Annotated in this window: 21 protein-coding genes; 12 read left to right on the top strand and 9 right to left on the bottom strand. The window is 63.4% G+C overall.

Features of this window, described 5'->3' with window-relative positions; genetic code table 11:
* Positions 1 to 46 precede the first annotated feature (46 nt).
* The 3 genes from P0648_RS14360 (at position 47) to P0648_RS14350 (ending at position 2,550) form a co-directional block, all read left to right on the top strand.
* Positions 47 to 925, top strand: a complete 879-nt coding sequence (locus P0648_RS14360) for a homoserine kinase (RefSeq protein ID WP_276246579.1) — start codon at positions 47 to 49, stop codon at positions 923 to 925.
* Positions 926 to 1,025: 100 nt separating this feature from the next.
* On the top strand, positions 1,026 to 1,448 hold the full coding sequence (locus P0648_RS14355; RefSeq protein ID WP_276246580.1) for an SCP2 sterol-binding domain-containing protein: 423 nt from the start codon (positions 1,026 to 1,028) through the stop codon (positions 1,446 to 1,448).
* A 1-nt stretch (position 1,449) separates the two neighbouring features.
* Entirely contained in the window at positions 1,450 to 2,550 is a 1,101-nt protein-coding gene (locus P0648_RS14350) for a zinc-binding dehydrogenase (protein ID WP_276246581.1), read from the top strand.
* Between the two features lie 42 nt (positions 2,551 to 2,592).
* Here P0648_RS14350 and pdxS read toward each other — a convergent pair whose 3' ends face one another.
* The gene (pdxS, locus tag P0648_RS14345; protein WP_276246582.1) at positions 2,593 to 3,501 is read right to left on the bottom strand and encodes a pyridoxal 5'-phosphate synthase lyase subunit PdxS; all 909 of its coding nucleotides are present in this window, start codon (positions 3,499 to 3,501) and stop codon (positions 2,593 to 2,595) included.
* Between the two features lie 104 nt (positions 3,502 to 3,605).
* On the opposite strand from pdxS, the gene P0648_RS14340 reads away from it, so the two are divergent.
* Together P0648_RS14340 and P0648_RS14335 are read left to right on the top strand one after the other, a co-directional pair.
* Positions 3,606 to 3,794, top strand: coding sequence for a hypothetical protein (locus P0648_RS14340; protein ID WP_277504451.1), 189 nt, complete (start codon positions 3,606 to 3,608; stop codon positions 3,792 to 3,794).
* Between the two features lie 43 nt (positions 3,795 to 3,837).
* Positions 3,838 to 4,557 (top strand): DUF1405 domain-containing protein, encoded by a 720-nt coding sequence (locus P0648_RS14335; RefSeq protein ID WP_277504450.1) that lies wholly within the window; start codon positions 3,838 to 3,840, stop codon positions 4,555 to 4,557.
* 1 nt (position 4,558) lies between these two features.
* Here P0648_RS14335 and P0648_RS14330 read toward each other — a convergent pair whose 3' ends face one another.
* The 4 genes from P0648_RS14330 to P0648_RS14315 all read right to left on the bottom strand — a co-directional run bounded on the left by P0648_RS14330 (position 4,559) and on the right by P0648_RS14315 (position 7,571).
* Positions 4,559 to 5,470, bottom strand: a complete 912-nt coding sequence (locus P0648_RS14330; RefSeq protein WP_276246585.1) for a DUF6293 family protein — start codon at positions 5,468 to 5,470, stop codon at positions 4,559 to 4,561.
* Positions 5,470 to 6,933: a sodium:solute symporter gene (locus P0648_RS14325; RefSeq protein ID WP_276246586.1), complete on the bottom strand. Its 1,464-nt coding sequence runs from the start codon at positions 6,931 to 6,933 to the stop codon at positions 5,470 to 5,472. Before P0648_RS14325 ends, P0648_RS14330 begins: the two co-directional genes overlap by 1 nt.
* Positions 6,926 to 7,144 carry a DUF3311 domain-containing protein gene (locus P0648_RS14320; RefSeq protein ID WP_276246587.1) on the bottom strand — a complete coding sequence of 73 codons (219 nt, stop codon included), beginning with the start codon at positions 7,142 to 7,144 and terminating at the stop codon, positions 6,926 to 6,928. Before P0648_RS14320 ends, P0648_RS14325 begins: the two co-directional genes overlap by 8 nt.
* A gap of 79 nt (positions 7,145 to 7,223) precedes the next feature.
* Entirely contained in the window at positions 7,224 to 7,571 is a 348-nt protein-coding gene (locus tag P0648_RS14315) for a tRNA-binding protein (RefSeq protein WP_277504447.1), read from the bottom strand.
* 206 nt (positions 7,572 to 7,777) lie between these two features.
* Between P0648_RS14315 and dnaG the strand changes: the two genes are divergently transcribed.
* A complete protein-coding gene (gene dnaG, locus P0648_RS14310; RefSeq protein ID WP_277504445.1) occupies positions 7,778 to 9,094 on the top strand; it encodes a DNA primase DnaG in 1,317 nt (438 codons plus the stop codon).
* Here the strand turns inward: dnaG and P0648_RS14305 are convergent.
* Both P0648_RS14305 and P0648_RS14300 read right to left on the bottom strand, forming a co-directional pair.
* On the bottom strand, positions 9,083 to 9,493 hold the full coding sequence (locus P0648_RS14305; protein ID WP_277504444.1) for an N-acetyltransferase: 411 nt from the start codon (positions 9,491 to 9,493) through the stop codon (positions 9,083 to 9,085). The two genes, dnaG and P0648_RS14305, sit on opposite strands and share 12 nt — an antisense overlap.
* Positions 9,490 to 10,809 carry a DUF92 domain-containing protein gene (locus P0648_RS14300; protein ID WP_277504443.1) on the bottom strand — a complete coding sequence of 440 codons (1,320 nt, stop codon included), beginning with the start codon at positions 10,807 to 10,809 and terminating at the stop codon, positions 9,490 to 9,492. Before P0648_RS14300 ends, P0648_RS14305 begins: the two co-directional genes overlap by 4 nt.
* A gap of 166 nt (positions 10,810 to 10,975) precedes the next feature.
* Between P0648_RS14300 and P0648_RS14295 the strand changes: the two genes are divergently transcribed.
* The 3 genes from P0648_RS14295 to P0648_RS14285 all read left to right on the top strand — a co-directional run bounded on the left by P0648_RS14295 (position 10,976) and on the right by P0648_RS14285 (position 12,548).
* Entirely contained in the window at positions 10,976 to 11,512 is a 537-nt protein-coding gene (locus P0648_RS14295; protein WP_277504442.1) for a hypothetical protein, read from the top strand.
* 123 nt (positions 11,513 to 11,635) lie between these two features.
* Positions 11,636 to 11,887 carry a hypothetical protein gene (locus tag P0648_RS14290; RefSeq protein WP_277504441.1) on the top strand — a complete coding sequence of 84 codons (252 nt, stop codon included), beginning with the start codon at positions 11,636 to 11,638 and terminating at the stop codon, positions 11,885 to 11,887.
* 52 nt (positions 11,888 to 11,939) lie between these two features.
* Positions 11,940 to 12,548 (top strand): undecaprenyl diphosphate synthase family protein, encoded by a 609-nt coding sequence (locus P0648_RS14285; protein WP_276246593.1) that lies wholly within the window; start codon positions 11,940 to 11,942, stop codon positions 12,546 to 12,548.
* A gap of 50 nt (positions 12,549 to 12,598) precedes the next feature.
* On the opposite strand, the gene P0648_RS14280 is transcribed toward P0648_RS14285, so the two are convergent.
* Both P0648_RS14280 and uppS read right to left on the bottom strand, forming a co-directional pair.
* Positions 12,599 to 13,519 (bottom strand): DMT family transporter, encoded by a 921-nt coding sequence (locus P0648_RS14280; RefSeq protein ID WP_277504438.1) that lies wholly within the window; start codon positions 13,517 to 13,519, stop codon positions 12,599 to 12,601.
* A gap of 52 nt (positions 13,520 to 13,571) precedes the next feature.
* Complete coding sequence (gene uppS, locus P0648_RS14275) at positions 13,572 to 14,495, bottom strand: polyprenyl diphosphate synthase (protein WP_277504436.1); 924 nt, start codon at positions 14,493 to 14,495, stop codon at positions 13,572 to 13,574.
* Between the two features lie 129 nt (positions 14,496 to 14,624).
* Between uppS and P0648_RS14270 the strand changes: the two genes are divergently transcribed.
* The 3 genes from P0648_RS14270 to P0648_RS14260 are packed head-to-tail and all read left to right on the top strand — an operon-like array spanning position 14,625 to position 15,213.
* Complete coding sequence (locus P0648_RS14270; protein ID WP_276246596.1) at positions 14,625 to 14,819, top strand: cold-shock protein; 195 nt, start codon at positions 14,625 to 14,627, stop codon at positions 14,817 to 14,819.
* A 2-nt stretch (positions 14,820 to 14,821) separates the two neighbouring features.
* Positions 14,822 to 15,016, top strand: coding sequence for a cold-shock protein (locus P0648_RS14265; RefSeq protein ID WP_276246597.1), 195 nt, complete (start codon positions 14,822 to 14,824; stop codon positions 15,014 to 15,016).
* Between the two features lie 2 nt (positions 15,017 to 15,018).
* On the top strand, positions 15,019 to 15,213 hold the full coding sequence (locus P0648_RS14260; RefSeq protein WP_276246598.1) for a cold-shock protein: 195 nt from the start codon (positions 15,019 to 15,021) through the stop codon (positions 15,211 to 15,213).
* Positions 15,214 to 15,254: the final 41 nt, after the last annotated feature.

Genomic DNA, 15,254 nt, shown 5'->3' with positions numbered 1-15,254 from the left:
ACGATGCTCCGCCAATTATAAACAGACTCTCACACAACCCTGTGCCATGCTTACCGTGCGGGCGCCTGCGACGAGTGCGAATCTGGGGAGTGGCTTCGACGTGTTTGGGGTGGCGCTCGAACGGCCCGCGGACATCGTCCGCGTCGAAAAGGCCGACCGAACGACCATCGAGGTGACGGGTACTGGGGCGCAGTACATCCCCGAAGACCCGAACAAGAACACGGTCGGGGCCGTCGCCAGAGCACTCGACGCACCTGCCCACATTCAAATAGACAAGGGAGTCCGTCCGGCCTCCGGACTCGGCTCCTCTGCCGCGAGCGCCGCGGCCGCCGCCGTCGCGCTCAACGAACTCTACGACCGGGGACTCACCCGCGAGGAACTCGTCCCCATCGCCGCGAAGGGGGAAGCCGTCGTCTCCGGGGACGCCCACGACGACAATGTCGCGCCCTCGATTCTCGGTGGATTCACCATCGCGACGCCGGACGGTATCGCGCAGATTGACGCCTCCATCCCGCTCGTGGCGTGCCTGCCCGACATCGTCGTCTCTACGCGCGACGCCCGCCGGGTCGTCCCCGAGCAGGCGTCGGTCTCCCAGCTCATCGATACCGTTGGCAAGGCCGCCACCCTGACCGCGGGGATGGCGCGAAACGACCCGGTCCTCGTGGGGCGGGGCATGCACGACACCGTCGTCACCCCGGCGCGCGCAGAACTCATTACGGGCTACGACACCGTCCGTGACTTGGCGCTCGAAACCGGTGCCACGGGCGTTACCGTGAGCGGGGCGGGTCCGACGATTATCGCCGCCTGCCACGAGGGCGACCAGCGCCCCATCGCCAACGCGATGCTCGACGGGTTCGCCGACGTAGGCGTTGACGCCCGGGCCTACCAGACGCGCATCGGGCAAGGCGCGACGCTGTTCCCGTGAGACACTCTTAAAACACGGCGGTATTCCGGGCCAATGTTTAGGTGTCAATCGGTCTGAGTGTGAGACGTTGTCGCATCACGCGACGGAGACCGTTTCACCAATGGCAATCGAATTTCCGAGCGACCGATGGATCAGCGAGTGGGAGGACCGACTGCAGAACAACGAAGAATACGCGAAAGCCAGTCAGGGCTGGGGTGTGGGATTCAACGGCGACTTCATCTTCCATCTGAAACCCGACGATAGACTGCCCGACGACCGCTACTTCTTCATCGGCTTAGAAGACGGCGACGTGTACGACTGCCGTCAGGTAGAGAATCCGGAGGCCATCGACTACGGGTTCGCCTATCGGGGCGACTACACCGACTGGGTGCGCCTGACACAGGGCGAGGTGGGAGCCATCGACGGCCTGATGAGCGGCGTGTTCAACCTCGATGGGGACATGCAGAAGGTGCTCCAGTACAGCGACGCTGCAGTCTCGATGGTCGAGACGGCGAGCGAAATCGACACGGACTACAAGTACTGAGATGTTCGGGAAAGTCGTCGTCAAGGGAGACGAACGGGAGGTGGACATCGTCGAAATCGACGAACGTCCCGACGTCGAAAAGGGGGCCGTCCTCACCGAAGTCGTCCAGACGAACGTCTGCGGCTCGGAACTGCACTTCTGGCGCGAGGAGTTCCCCGTGCCGTCGGGCGCGGTGTTCGGCCACGAAGCTGTCCTCGAAATCACCGAACTCGGCGACGACGTAACCTCAGATTCTGCAGGCAACCGCCTCTCCGAGGGCGACCTCGTCGTCCCCGTCTACTTCCAGCAGTGCGGAGAGTGTCGGGCCTGCTCGAACGGCCAGTTCTACGCCTGCGACCTGATTCGCTCGACCGGCGAGTGGATGCAACCCCACCACATCGCGCCGCACTTCCGGGGGACGTTCGCGACGCACTACTACATCCACCCGGACCAGTACTTCTACAAAGTGCCCGAGGGCGTGCCAAACGAGGTCGCGGCGAGCGCGAACTGCGCGCTCAGCCAGATTCTCTTTAGTGTGGACCACGCTGGCGGCATCACCGCAGGCGAGGAGGTCATCATCCAGGGAGCCGGCGGTCTCGGCCTCCACGCCATCGCCGTCGCCAAAGAGAACGGCGCAACCGTCACGGTTCTCGAAGGCGCGGAAAATCGCCTCGAACAGGCCGAGAACTTCGGTGCGGACAACGTCATCGACATCACGGACTTCGAATCGCCCGGCGAGCGCATCCGCCGCGCACAGGAAGTGACCGGTGGCGGTGCGGACCTCGCCATCGAGGTCGCCGGCTTCCCCGAGGTGTTCGACGAGGGGACGCGCATGATTCGCTCCGGCGGGCGGTACCTCGAAATCGGGAACATCTCGCCGAACCTGTCTGGCGAGTTCACGCCCGCGAACCTCACGCTGAACCGCATCACGACGTACTCGGTGCTGTTCTACCAGCCGTGGTACTTAAAGCGCGCACTGGAGTTCCTCGACGCCCACATCGACGACTACCCCTACGAGTCGTTGCTCGACGCGGAGTTCTGCCTCGCAGATGCCCAGCAGGCCTTAGAAAAGAGCGACCAACAGGCTGTCACCCGCGCGACGCTCGTCCCCGAACGGGACTGAGCGATCGCTTTTCACGAGCGAAACCGAGAGAATTCGAGGGGCTTAGACGCCGCGACCCTGCAGCTTCTTCTCTTCGGGGAGGTCGACGTTCGCCTCGCCTTTCATGCCCTTGCCGATGTTCGACGAAATCTCGGCGAGTTTCTCGGGGTTGTCCCAGTTGTTGACCGCCTCGACGATTGCCTCGCCCATGACCGGCGGGTTCTCTGCGCCGAAAATCCCGCTGCCGACGAAGATGCCGTCACAGCCGTGGTGCATCATGAGCGCCGCGTCTGCGGGCGTCGCGATGCCACCGGCGGCGAAGTTCACCACAGGAAGCCGACCCATCTCGGCCGTCTCGTGGACGAGTTCGGCTGGGGCGCTGATTTCGCGGGCGTAGGCCTCGCGCTCTTCGAAGGTCATACCTTCGAGTTCGCGAATCGCGCCGCGAATGGCGCGCTGGTGTTTGACGGCCTGATTCACGTCGCCCGTGCCGGCCTCGCCCTTCGTGCGAATCATCGCCGCGCCCTCGTTGATGCGCCGGAGCGCCTCGCCAAGGTCACGTGCGCCACAGACGAACGGCGAGGTGAAGTTGCGCTTGTCGATGTGGTAGGCGTCGTCCGCGGGCGTCAGGACCTCGGACTCGTCGATCATGTCCACGCCGATGGCTTCGAGAATCTGCGCCTCGGTCGTGTGGCCGATGCGGGCCTTGCCCATGACCGGAATCGAGACTTCCTCGATGATTTCTTTGACCTTCGCCGGGTCGGCCATGCGCGAGACGCCCCCGCGTTTGCGGATGTCTGCGGGGACGGCTTCGAGCGCCATGACGGCGACCGCGCCAGCGTCTTCCGCGATGCGGGCCTGCTCCGCGTTGACGACGTCCATGATGACGCCGCCTTTCTGCATCTTCGCGAATCCGCGCTTCACCAGTTCGGTGCCGCGCTTCAGTTCCTCAAGATTGGTCTCCTCAGGCATACGCGACCCTAGCGGTTGGGAGGGTTAATGCGTACCGATTGTGGTAGCCGGGCGCACGAGGAGACAGTGTCCACATTTATATCACGATACACGCTGGCTACAGTATGTCTCGAACGTGCCCGGACTGCGACGTCGCGATGGAGTCGGTCGAGTACGACACCGACGTGAACGGTGATATGATTCGCATCCGCGAAGGTGGCGGCGTATTGGGAAAATTCGGCTACAAAGGTGCGACGAACGTCAACGCGTATCTGTGCCCAGACTGTAGTCGCGTCCTCTGGTATGCGGAGTAACCTTCAGTAGCGTTTTTGCCCCACCCGCCCCTCTCTGCCGACAATGGCCTCCGAAACCGGGCGCGGATTGCTCTCTCGACTCTTCTCCAAGCCGGTTCCTGAACCCGATGACCTGCCGTGGTACGTTGCGCCCCTCCCTAAATGGCTCGAAGACTTCGGCCTGCGCATCGCGTGGCTCATCGTCTTCGTCAACCTCGCAGGGACGGCCTTCGGCTTCTACTACTACCTGTTCCAATTCTCCATCGAACCGGTGGTGATGTGGCCTCTGGTTCCTGATAGCCCCGTCGCCACGCTCTTCATCGCCCTCGCGCTCGGGGCGTGGCTCCTCGGCAGACAGAACGACTATCTCTCAGCATTGGCCTTCTTCGGGTGTCTGAAACTCGGTGCGTGGACGCCGTTCGTCCTCGGCGTGTTCATGACCGAGTTCGACTACCTCCACTGGGCGATGTACAACTTCCTCTTCTGGAGTCACCTCGCGATGGTCGTCCAGGGCTTCCTCCTGCACCGCATCACGGACTTCCCGGTGAAGGCCGTCGCCGTCGCCGCCGGGTGGTACCTCCTCAACGACGTCGTGGATTACTTCGTGCCCATCGTCGGGAATCCCCACCACACGCTGCTCCCGCCCGCGGTGGAGCCAATCGTAGACGGCGTCGTGACCCACGCGAGTCCGGGCCACGAAATCGCCGCCGCGGGGGCGATTACCCTCACGGTGCTCGCGACGTTCCTCGCGCTCGCCACCCGCGTCAAAAAACTGGAAAACTAACTTACCGGTCTGCGTGGGCGCGAACCCACAGGCTTCCGATTCGAGAGAGCTTCGTCCGGTAGGATTTCCCTTCTTCACGTTGCTCGATGTAGCCTTTCCCGCCCGGTCCGAGGCGGTCGACCGTGTAAATCACCCGCGAGCGGAAGCTGTCCGAATACTCCTCGCCCAAATCGGCGGCGAGCGCCTGGGCCAGTTCGCTCACGCTCTCGAACTCGCCGTCCTCTCCGAGTTTGAACAGGATGACCTCCTCGAACGGTTTCACGCTCGAAAACGAGGCCACCGGTAGTTCAACGATGTGACTGCCCTCTACGGGTTTCGCGCCGATGGTCGTCCCGCGCTCGTCGAACTCCGAGAGGAGCGACTGCGCTTCCGACAGCCACGAGGAGACGCGCTCGTCCTGGTCGTCGGTCTGGAGTTCCGAGACGAGGTCGGTGCCCCGGCGCAGGGTTTCTGCCAGTTCCGTCTCCAGGTACTTCTCCGGGGCGGTGTAGTAGGTGTGGATGCGTTCGCGGTCCTCCTGGCGCTCGACCATCACGGAGTGGGCGGCCATCGCGAAGGCGAAACTCACGGTCCGGGGCATCGCAGAGAGGTTCACCCAGACCTCGTTGCCGGCGTCGAGTTCGTCGTTTACGAGTTCGTAGGCCTGTTCGAAGGCGGTGTCGTAGTCGTAGACGTTCTCGATGACCAGTCGTTCGGTTTCCGCGCCGAGCAGGTTCGCGAAGTCGCGTTCGAGTTTCTCGGCGAGGCGTCTGCTGTACTCGACGTTCGCCTCGCTGCCCACCGCGCCTTCGAGGAGAATCACGCGGTCCACCGAGTGCTGGTCGCGCACGAGCGGCGCGATGAGTCGGTCGTAGTCGAAGCCGACGGGGACGACGTGCGTCTGGTCGTGAGTAGTCGATTCAGTGCGCGCCATCAGTCAGCGCGAACCTCCTCGAAGTAGACTGCTCGATTTTCGCTCGCCGCGGGGGCCGTGACGAGCGAGATGCCGACCGTCAGGATGAGGCCAATCGCCATACCGTACAGTGACGAGTCCCAGGTCATTATCGTTCGGGGAACCTGCACGAGGAACACCGAGAACAGATAAAATCCCTGTGCACCGATGATTCCCGCGAGCATCCCCCATTTGGTCGTTCGCGCCCAGTAGAGCGCGACGATGACCGGGAGTGCGAGTTGAGCGAAGCCGCCGAATGCAGTTGCGCCGATTTCGATGAGCGTTCCGGGTGCGAAGAGACTCGCGACGAACGAGACGATGGCGAACACGGCGACGCCGATCCGTGCGACCGTGTCCTCGCGACGGGCGCTGCTGACCACCTGTCGGTAGATGTCCCGGGTGAGGTACGACGACCCCGAGAGGAGCATGGAGTCAGAGGAACTCATCATCGCGGCCATTGCCCCGGCGATGACGAGCGCCGCGAACCACGCGGGCGTCGTATCACGCAGGAGCACCGAGAGGACGTTGCCGTTTTCGGGCACGGTGAGGTTCAGGCCCGCCGCCCACGACCCGAGCATGAACGCGGGGACGAACAGCAGGACGACGAGCAGCGGCCAGAGCGCGAACGTGCGCTTCAGGACTTTCTTCGACCCGGCGACGAAGAATCGCTGGTTCACCTGCGGGAACATCGTCACGCCGAAGGCGATGCTCACGGCGGTGCCGATGATGTACTGGGGTGAGTAGAGGCCCCCGCCGAGTGAGAGAAAGTCTGGCCGTGCCGCGCCCATCTGCGCGGTAGCGGCACTCGGGCCACCGAGCGAACTGAGAATCCAGAGGACAGCCGCCCAAACCATGACCAGCATGAACGCACCCTGGAGGGTGTCGGTCCACGCGACGCCGCGCATTCCGGAGGCGACGACGTAGGCGATCATGAACAGCGTGATGCCGCCGGCACCGACCCAGTAGGGAATCGCCCCATCGCTCAGGGCGACGAGGGCGGAGCCCGCACCCATCTGCTGGAGCATCACGTAGGGGAACAGCCAGAAGATGCTGATTGCGGCGACGAGAATGCGGAGCGATTTCGAGCCAAAGCGATGGCCGAGCATCTCCCCGAGTGTCACGTAGCCGTGGGCCTTTCCGACGACCCACTGTTTGTAGCCGACGACGTACCAGAGAATCCCGAACAGGACGCCGTCCATCACCCCCATGACCAGAATCCACTCGGGGCCGGCGCTAAAGGAGATGTTCGGGCCGCCGAAGAAGGTGAACGCAGAGAGGAGTGTCGCGAACGTCGTAAACAGGAGAACGACGGTGCCAAACGTCCTGCTCGCGAGGTAGTAATCTTCGGCCGTCCTGTCCGTGAGGCGGTAGGCGACGAGCCCGATGATGAGCGTGAGCAGCAGGTAGCCGCCGATGATACCGAGTTGCAGGGCGACGTCAGCCACTGGTGACCCCCTCGACGCCGAGGCCCCACGCCCGCTGGGCGAAGACGTAGAACGCGCCTGCGGTCACGAACATCCAGCCGACGTGCCACCATATCCAGAGTGGCAAGCCAAACGCGACCCGCGAGTCCCCCCAGAGGAACCACGGAACCGAGAGCGCCACCAGCACGAGCGCCACGGCAATCCAGAGAATGTACTTCCATGTACCGGGCATTATCACTGGTTAATACCTTCTACTAGTATCTAAACATTGCTAAATGTGACCAAAATTGCGGTTTGAAGAAATTTTCCCTTCAATACACGCGGGTTCCGTTCGGCACCTCGCGTTCGGGTCGCAGGTGGACGACGGTGCCCGACTCGTCGTCTACGCCGGTGACGAGACACTGACTCTCGAACCCGGCAATGTTGACGGTTCCGAGATTGACCACGGCGACCACTTGCTTGCCGAGCAGGTCGTCAGGGTCGTAGTTCTCGGTCAGGCCGGCTGCGGACTGGCGGACGGTCCCACCGAAATCGATGCGGAGTTTGTACACGTCCTTTCTGGCCTCCGGAAACGGCGCGACGTCCACGACTTCGCCGATTCGCATCTCCACGTCTGAGAGAAACTGTTCGGGGTCGATGTCGGCTTCTTCGATACCCATATCCCCGTGTCTCACGGGCCGAGAAGGTGTAGTTTCGGGTGGACGCAAACGGCGCGCGAACCGCCGCAAAAACCGGACGAGAGCGCCCACGCGATACCGCCGACGACAAGGTATATGAATCGCGCGTGGCGAATCTTTATTTGTGTCCATGAACGCACTCATGGCCTCATCATCATCCAGCCCCGCACAGGGGCAGTTCATCACTCATGGAGGATTCAGCAAAATACCTCATTCACGCAGACATCACCGCCGACGGGGTGGTCGAACGGAGTGACGTCGTCGGGGCCATCTTCGGCCAGACCGAGGGACTCCTCGGCGACGATTTAGACCTCCGCGACCTCCAGAACTCATCGAAGGTCGGTCGGATAGACGTCAGTATCGACTCAGAACGGGGCAACTCGTTCGGCAACATCACCATCGCGAGCAGTCTCGACAAGGTGGAGACGGCCATCCTCGCCGCGGCGCTCGAAACCATCGACCGTGTCGGCCCGTGTCGTTCGACCGTCGAGGTGGCGAACATCGAAGACGTTCGCGCCGCGAAACGCCGCCGCGTCGTCGACCGTGCGAAGGACCTCATCGTGAGTGCCTTCGACGACAGCGTCCTCTCCAGTGAGGAACTGATAGAGGAAGTCCGCCGGTCGATTCGCGTCGAGGACATCACCGAGTACGAGGGCCTCCCTGCTGGCCCACGAGTCGAAGACAGCGACGCCATCATCGTCGTCGAGGGCCGCGCAGACGTGCTCACGCTGCTTAAATACGGCATCAAGAACGCCATCGCCGTCGAGGGGACGAACGTCCCCGAGGCGGTTGCAAAACTCACGAAGCGAAAGACGGTCACGGCCTTCTTGGACGGCGACCGCGGGGGCGAACTCATCCTGAAGGAACTGTCCCAGGTCGGCGACCTGGATTTCGTCGCGTTCGCGCCCTCCGGCCTCTCGGTCGAGGATTTGGACCGCCACGAGGTCATGGCCGCACTCCGCGAGAAGGTTCCCTACGACGAGGTGACGAACGCGGCGGCCGCCCGCGAGGCCATTGCCGCAACCGACGGAAGCGCCCGTCCCGCACCACCCGAGGCAGGCGGAACAGTTCTCGAAGAACTGGACGTCGCCGTCGAATCGGACGCCGAGGCGGACGAGTCGGAACAGGAAGCCTCCGAAGACGTCGCCGAAACTGACGAGACAAGCGACGGCGAGGCGAGCGACGACGCGGACGAACCGCGCCCCGAACCGGAGACACTGCTCGGTCACGTCAAGGCCGTCATCGGCGACGAGACGGGGCTCGTGCGCTTGCTTGACGACGACTTCAAATCGGTGGCCGACGCCCCCGCGGCGAACGCCTTTGACCTGCTCAAGGACGCAGACGTGCCGCCACACGCGGTCGTTCTGGACGGCGAACTCGGCCAGAAAGTGCTCGACGTGGCCGCCCAGCGCGGCGTCGAGCAAATCGTCACAAAAAGTGAAGGCGAGTTCGTGAAGAAACCGGCGGCCGTGCGGATTCGAACCGCAGACCAGTTACTCGCCTGAGTCGCGGACGAGCAACAGGCCGTCACCGCTTTTATAGTAGTCTTCGAGGCGTTCTTCGACCGCGAAGCTGTGGCTGTCGTAGAATTTCTGCGCCCCCTCGTCGGATTCCTGAACCGTCAGTTCGAGCCGGCCATTCGTCCGGTCGAGAACAGCAGCGAGTAAAGCGGTTCCGTAGCCGTTTCGTCGCGCCGTTGGTTCGACAGCCAGTTCCGCCAGATACGTCGCCTCCGAGCTCGATATCGCCACGGCGTAGCCGACGGGTGCTGGGTCTTCTGCGACGAGAATGAGCGGACCGCCTGCGTCGGCAGTCGAGAGCAGGTCCGGCCAGGGTTCGTCGAGCGACGCTTGCTGAATCGCTCGCAGCGTGGGCAGGTCACTCTTCGTCGCCTCACGAATCATAGCCCGACCAGGCCGGTTGCGAGGGCGAGGCCTACGCCGACGAGGGCGGCGGCGAGCGTCGCGAGGAAATTCACGCCCTGATTCGTGAGGCGGGTGCCCTCGAGCGTCGCCCCGAGCAGGCTATCGACGGTCATGCCCGCCACGCCCGCGAAGACGACGATGCCAGCGCCAAGCGTGCCGACGGTTTCGAACAGCAACAGGGCGATGACGGCGATGAGCGCGGCCCCGCCAACGCCGGCGACTTCCCCCTGCCACGTCACGCCGCCGTCGGTACCGGCGGGGACGGGTTCGAGCGTCGTGATGAGCCGTGGCGTGTCGTAGAGGCCACCGATTTCACTGGAGAGGGTGTCGCTCATCGCGGCGGCAAGCGACCCCGCGAACGCGTAGAGGAACAGTTCCGGGTCGAGCGTCGTGAGCGCAGGACTCGCCGTGTAGCCGACGACGGCGGCGATGGCCACCGCAGCGTTCGCGAGGACGTTCCCGCTGCCGCGCGCGCCGTCGTTGTCCTCTGCGATGCCGCGCTGTTGTTTTTCGGCGTAGCGGAACTTCGTCGAGAGGCCGCCGAGGCCGAAGAAGGCGATCAGCATGGCGAACCAGCCGTAGCCGCCGAGGACGATGGTGAGGAGGCTGAGGAGCACGCCGGTGAGCATTCCCGGGATGGATGCGGTCTGGAGGGCGTAGGAGACGTAGCCGAGGATGACCGTGATGACGAGCGCGAGGAGCACCTGCTGGCTCGATACCTCGATGCCGAGGTCGACGAACAGCCAGAGCAGGAAGCCGATGGTGAGCATCACGAGCGGGTCGTCGCGCTCGAAGAGGACCGCCCGCAGGAGCGCTCCGAGCAGCGCTCCGCTCGCGGCGAGGAACGCGGCCAGCGGGAGAGACGTGGGTGCGATGTTCACTATAGAAAGGGCGAGCATGCTCGCCACGCCAGCGAGGAAGCCACCCGTCGAGAAGCCAACGGTCGCGAGAAACGGCTCGTCGCTCCCCTGCCGGACGAGCTCCTGGGCGAGGTTGCCGAAGGCGAGAATCTGCACGCTCGAGATGAACACGGAGACGGGAAGCTGGAAGATGGACGCGAGGATGGCGAGACCGGCGGCCGCGAGCGAGAAGGCCGCGAGCCCGTAGAGACGCTTGTCCTGGTGGTCGCCCGGTCTGGCGAACAACTCGAACAGCGGCCCCTCGTCTACGACGAACAGCGCGAGGACGGCGACGGCGACGAACGGAATCGCCGCGGCCCGTCCCAGAACCGGCGCGGAGAGCGAAAGCATTCCAACGAGTGCGAATGCGCCGGCCCGTCGGACGGTCGAAGTCACGTCTCCGTTTTTCCTGCGTCGGTTATTTAACCTTCCTGAAGCAGTGTCGATACCGAGCCGCCGCCTTCGGTCTATTGTTATCGTACAGCATGACGTACTCACCGAGGGGGAATCGTGATGCGACTCGAACCGAATCCATCAATCGACACGGCCGCCGTCGAAGCATTTGCCAGTCTCGGCAACGAGACGCGCGTGGCGAATCTTATACGCCCTCTGGGAGGCACGAACCGCGGACGGGTTGGCCGACGACCCGCTTTCGTTTGCCGACCTCAGACGCCGCGTCGGGATGCGCGACGGCTCGCAGTTCAACTACCACCTGCAGAAACTCGTTGGCCGGTTCGTCTTTCACGACGACGCAGGGTACGTACTCACCAGACGCGGTGAACGGATCATGGGAACAGTCCTCGCCGGAACGATGACGGAGTCGGTCACGTTCGACGCAGAACCCATCTCAGACCCGTGTCCCCTCTGTGGGGGAGCCGTCGTCCTCCACTATGGCAACGAGGCGAGTCCGGACAAGTTCACGGTTTGCTGTACCGCCTGTGAGGGTGCGTGGGCCAATCCTGGACTCCCTCCCGGCCTCCTGATGATCGTCGACCCGTTGTTGCCGGTCGGCATTCTGGACCGGACGCCAGCGGAGATGTACGAGGCCCAGTACACGGCGACGCAGTTGCACATCGCGTCGCTCGTCGAGGGCAACTGACCGACCTGTACGGGTCCGGTCACGGCGACGCCATGGCTGTGCCCCGTCCACGAGGTCGCTCCGGGCACCGTCTGTGATACCTGTGGGACGATTTTCCCGCTTCGCTTCTGTAACGTCTGTTCTGTGTGCAAACACGATTTTCTCACGGCAGCGGACCGCCACCTGATTGCCCACCCTATCGTCGCTGCGTTCTACTACGACCACGGCGTCGATTTCGTTGGCCACGGCTGGCTCAGCGTGCAGGCAGAGACGATCGTCGAACAGACGGTCCTCACCGAAGACTCGCTCTCCGTCCGGTTCGTCGCGGAAATCGACGGCGACCGCCTCGAAATGACGCTCGACTGTGCGGGACCGACCACCACCGTCTACGTCTGACCGCTCGCCCCATCCGTGAGGTTTACCCCACCCGGCCCAGAACCTGCGAGCAATGGGTCTCTACGACCGGTACCTCGCCATGCGCATCCGCCGCCACGACGCGGCCGTCCCCGAACGGGTGGCCGTCGTCCTCACGGAGCGCGACCTCTTAGAGCGCGGGGCCTACCGGACGCTCGAATCGTTCCTCGAGTGGGCGTTCGAACTCGGCGCAGAGCGCGTCATGGTCTACATCAGCGTGCTCGACCCCGCCGCGGTGCCGTCGCTCCGGCGTGCCTTCACGCAGGTCGAAAGTCCGCGCCCGCTCGCGGTTCGGAGTCGTGACGACACGGAACGTGCCGACACGCCGGTGCAGGTGAGCATCGGGCTTGGTGGCAAACACGAGTTCGCGAAGGCCGTCCGCGCCGCAAGCGAGGACGTGGCCGCGGGAACGCTCGACCCCGAAGACATCGACGAGGCGGTCATCGAAGACCACCTCGTCTTCCCGACCGACCCCGACCTCGTCGTTAAAACCGGGGCCGAACGGCTCTCTGATTTCATGATCTGGCAATCGGTCTACTCGGAACTCTACTTCACGGATGTAAACTGGCGAGACTTCCGCCGCCGAGACTACCTGCGTGCGGTACTCGATTACCAGAATCGCCAGCGGCGATTCGGACGATAGTCCGCACCTCGTGGTGAGCGAAGCGAGAGACGGTGGTTCGCTTTTCCTCGTCAACTCTGTACTGTTTCACGCCGCGTCCCGCGGACCAGGTCGGCTATCGCCTCGCGTTTGAGCACGAGGAAGCCGGCGAAAACGACGAGGAAGCCAAGGACTGTGAGCATCGTAATCTCCTCGCCGAGCACGACCACTCCCACAATCGTCGCGACGACGGGGACGAGGTAGGCGACGAGCGACGTTTCGAGTGCGCCGCGGACTTCGAGCAGCGTGAAGTAGATGAAGAAGGCGACGGCGGTTGCGAAGATACCGAGGTAGGCAACGGCGGCGGCGGCCTCGACCGTCTCTGGCAGCGAGAACGGCTCGCCGATGAGGGTGCTAATCGCGTGAAGGATGAGGCCGCCGAGGAGCATCGACCACCCCGAGAGGGCAGCTTTGTCGAGCGTCGGTTTGGCCCGCTGGACGAGCACGCCGCCGAGGGCAACCCCGGAGACTTGCAGGAAGATGAGGAGTCGGCCGACCACGCTCGACCCGAGCAGGTTCGACGGGTCCGGCCGGACGATGAGCACCACGCCGACGAATCCGAGGAGGATGCCGACCGCACCGACCGGCGAGACGCGTTCTTCCGGCAACAGGCCGAGCGCCCAGAGCGAGGTCATGATGGGAACGAGGCTCTGCATGATGGCGGCCACGCCGCTCGGCACTGTCTGCTGGCCGATGAAGAGGAAGGCGTTCGCGGCGACGAGAAACAGGCCGCCGCCCGCGATGGCGGAGAGGTTCGCCCGGCCCGTCGGTCGCCAATCAGTTTTCGCGACCAGCGCGAAGCCGAGCAAGAGGACGGCGGCTACGTCGTAGCGAAACGCCGCGAACACCACGGGTTCGAGCGTTTTCAGGCCGACGGTGATGGCGAGAAACGACAGACCCCAGAGGGTTGCGAGGAGGGCGAAGAGGGAGACGGTTCCGAAACGGTGGTTCACGGTGGGGTGGACGGCCGCCGGACAATTATCCCTCTCGGTCGCGGTCAGTCTTTCAGTCGGCCTGCGTCTCGCGACCGTCGTCTACGTCCATGCCCTCCAGTTCGCCACTCGGTAACTGGTCGCGAAAACGGTCGATGATGCGCTTTGCTTCGTCTAACTCCGTCCCGCCGAATGACTTGACGAGCGCGACGGCGCGCTGGGCGCGGGTGCGTCGCCAACTCGCTTCGCGGGCCTCGTAGGTGCGAATCGAGCGCAAGAAGTCGATTTTCGAGAACTCCGGCCAGTAGGGCGTACAGAAGAACACGGCCGCCTCGTTGCCGTTTGCGTGCCAGGGCAAGAAGTTGCTCGTGCGCTCGTCGCCGCCCGTGCGGATGATGAGGTCCACGTCACGGGCGGGACCGTCGTAGATGCGCTCTTCCAGGGTCTCGACCGTGATGTCCGCCGGCGCGAGGGTTCCTGAGTGGACCGACCGCGCCACGCCTCGGCAGGCTTCGAGGAGCTCCGCCCGGCCGCCGTAGGCGAGCGCGATGTTCAGGCGGAGGCGGTCGTAGTCTTTCGTCCGCTCGTGGGCGTATTCGATGGCCTCCTGAACACGTGGGGGGAGCATCTCGAGTTGGCCGATAGCGCGGATGCGCACCTCGCCCTCGTGGACGCGGTCTGCGTCGGCGAACTCGGTGAGTTTCTCGCAGATGAGGTCGAAGAGGTACTCGCGTTGCTCTGGCGGTCGGTTGAAATTCTCTGTCGAAAAGGTGTACAGGGTGAGCTCCTCGATGCCGAGGTCGTCACACCAGTAAAGTAGGTTCTCGGTGGTCTTCGCCCCCTGCCGGTGGCCGTCGTTCGCTTCCTCGCCGTGTTCTGAGGCGTAGCGTCGGTTGCCGTCTTGAATCACGGCGACGTGCGTCGGCGCACCCGAGATTTCGCGTAACAGCAGTCGCTCGTACGTCCGCTGGAGTTGGGTCCGGACCCACGTTCGCATTCATCTGACCATCTGGCTCCGGCTGTATCAGTCTTGCGTCACCCACGTTAGCAAGGCGGACGTTCACTCGCTGCTGTATATAACTGGGCAAGCAGGTATTTACGTGTGGGCCATCAACAGGCGGTTGCAATGGCAAAAGGTACGGTTGACTTTTTCAACGATACCGGCGGTTACGGTTTCATCAAGTCTGACGACTCTGATGAAGACGTGTTCTTCCACATGGAAGACGTAGGAGGTCCTGACCTAGAAGAGGGTCAGGAAGTCGAATTCGAAATCGAGCAGGCGGACAAAGGTCCCCGAGCGAAGAACCTGGAGCGGCTCTGACCATGGCGAAAGGTACGGTTGATTTCTTCAACGATACTGGCGGCTACGGTTTCATCAAGACAGAAGACTCCGACGACGACGTGTTCTTCCACATGGAAGACATCGGCGGCCCCGACCTCGAGGAGGGGCAGGAAGTCGAATTCGAGATTGTGCAGGCCGACAAAGGCCCACGCGCGAAAAACCTGGAGCGCCTGTAATCATGGCGAAAGGGAAAGTCGACTTCTTCAACGACACCGGCGGCTACGGTTTCATCAAGACCGACGAGTCCGACGACGACGTGTTCTTCCACATGGAAGACGTCGGCGGTCCTGACTTAGAAGAAGGGACCGAAGTCGAGTTCGATATCGTGCAGGCGGACAAGGGTCCGCGTGCGAAGAACGTAAAGCGGCTGTAAGGCGCTTTCGAGCGACTCACACCAACATTTTCTGCGACTCA

The sequence above is a fragment of the Haladaptatus sp. DYSN1 genome (assembly GCF_029489995.1).
In the GTDB taxonomy this organism is placed as follows: Archaea; Halobacteriota; Halobacteria; order Halobacteriales; family Halococcaceae; genus QDMS2.
The sequence above is the reverse complement of the archived record's forward strand: the minus strand, read 5'-3'. Positions and strand labels throughout refer to the sequence as shown.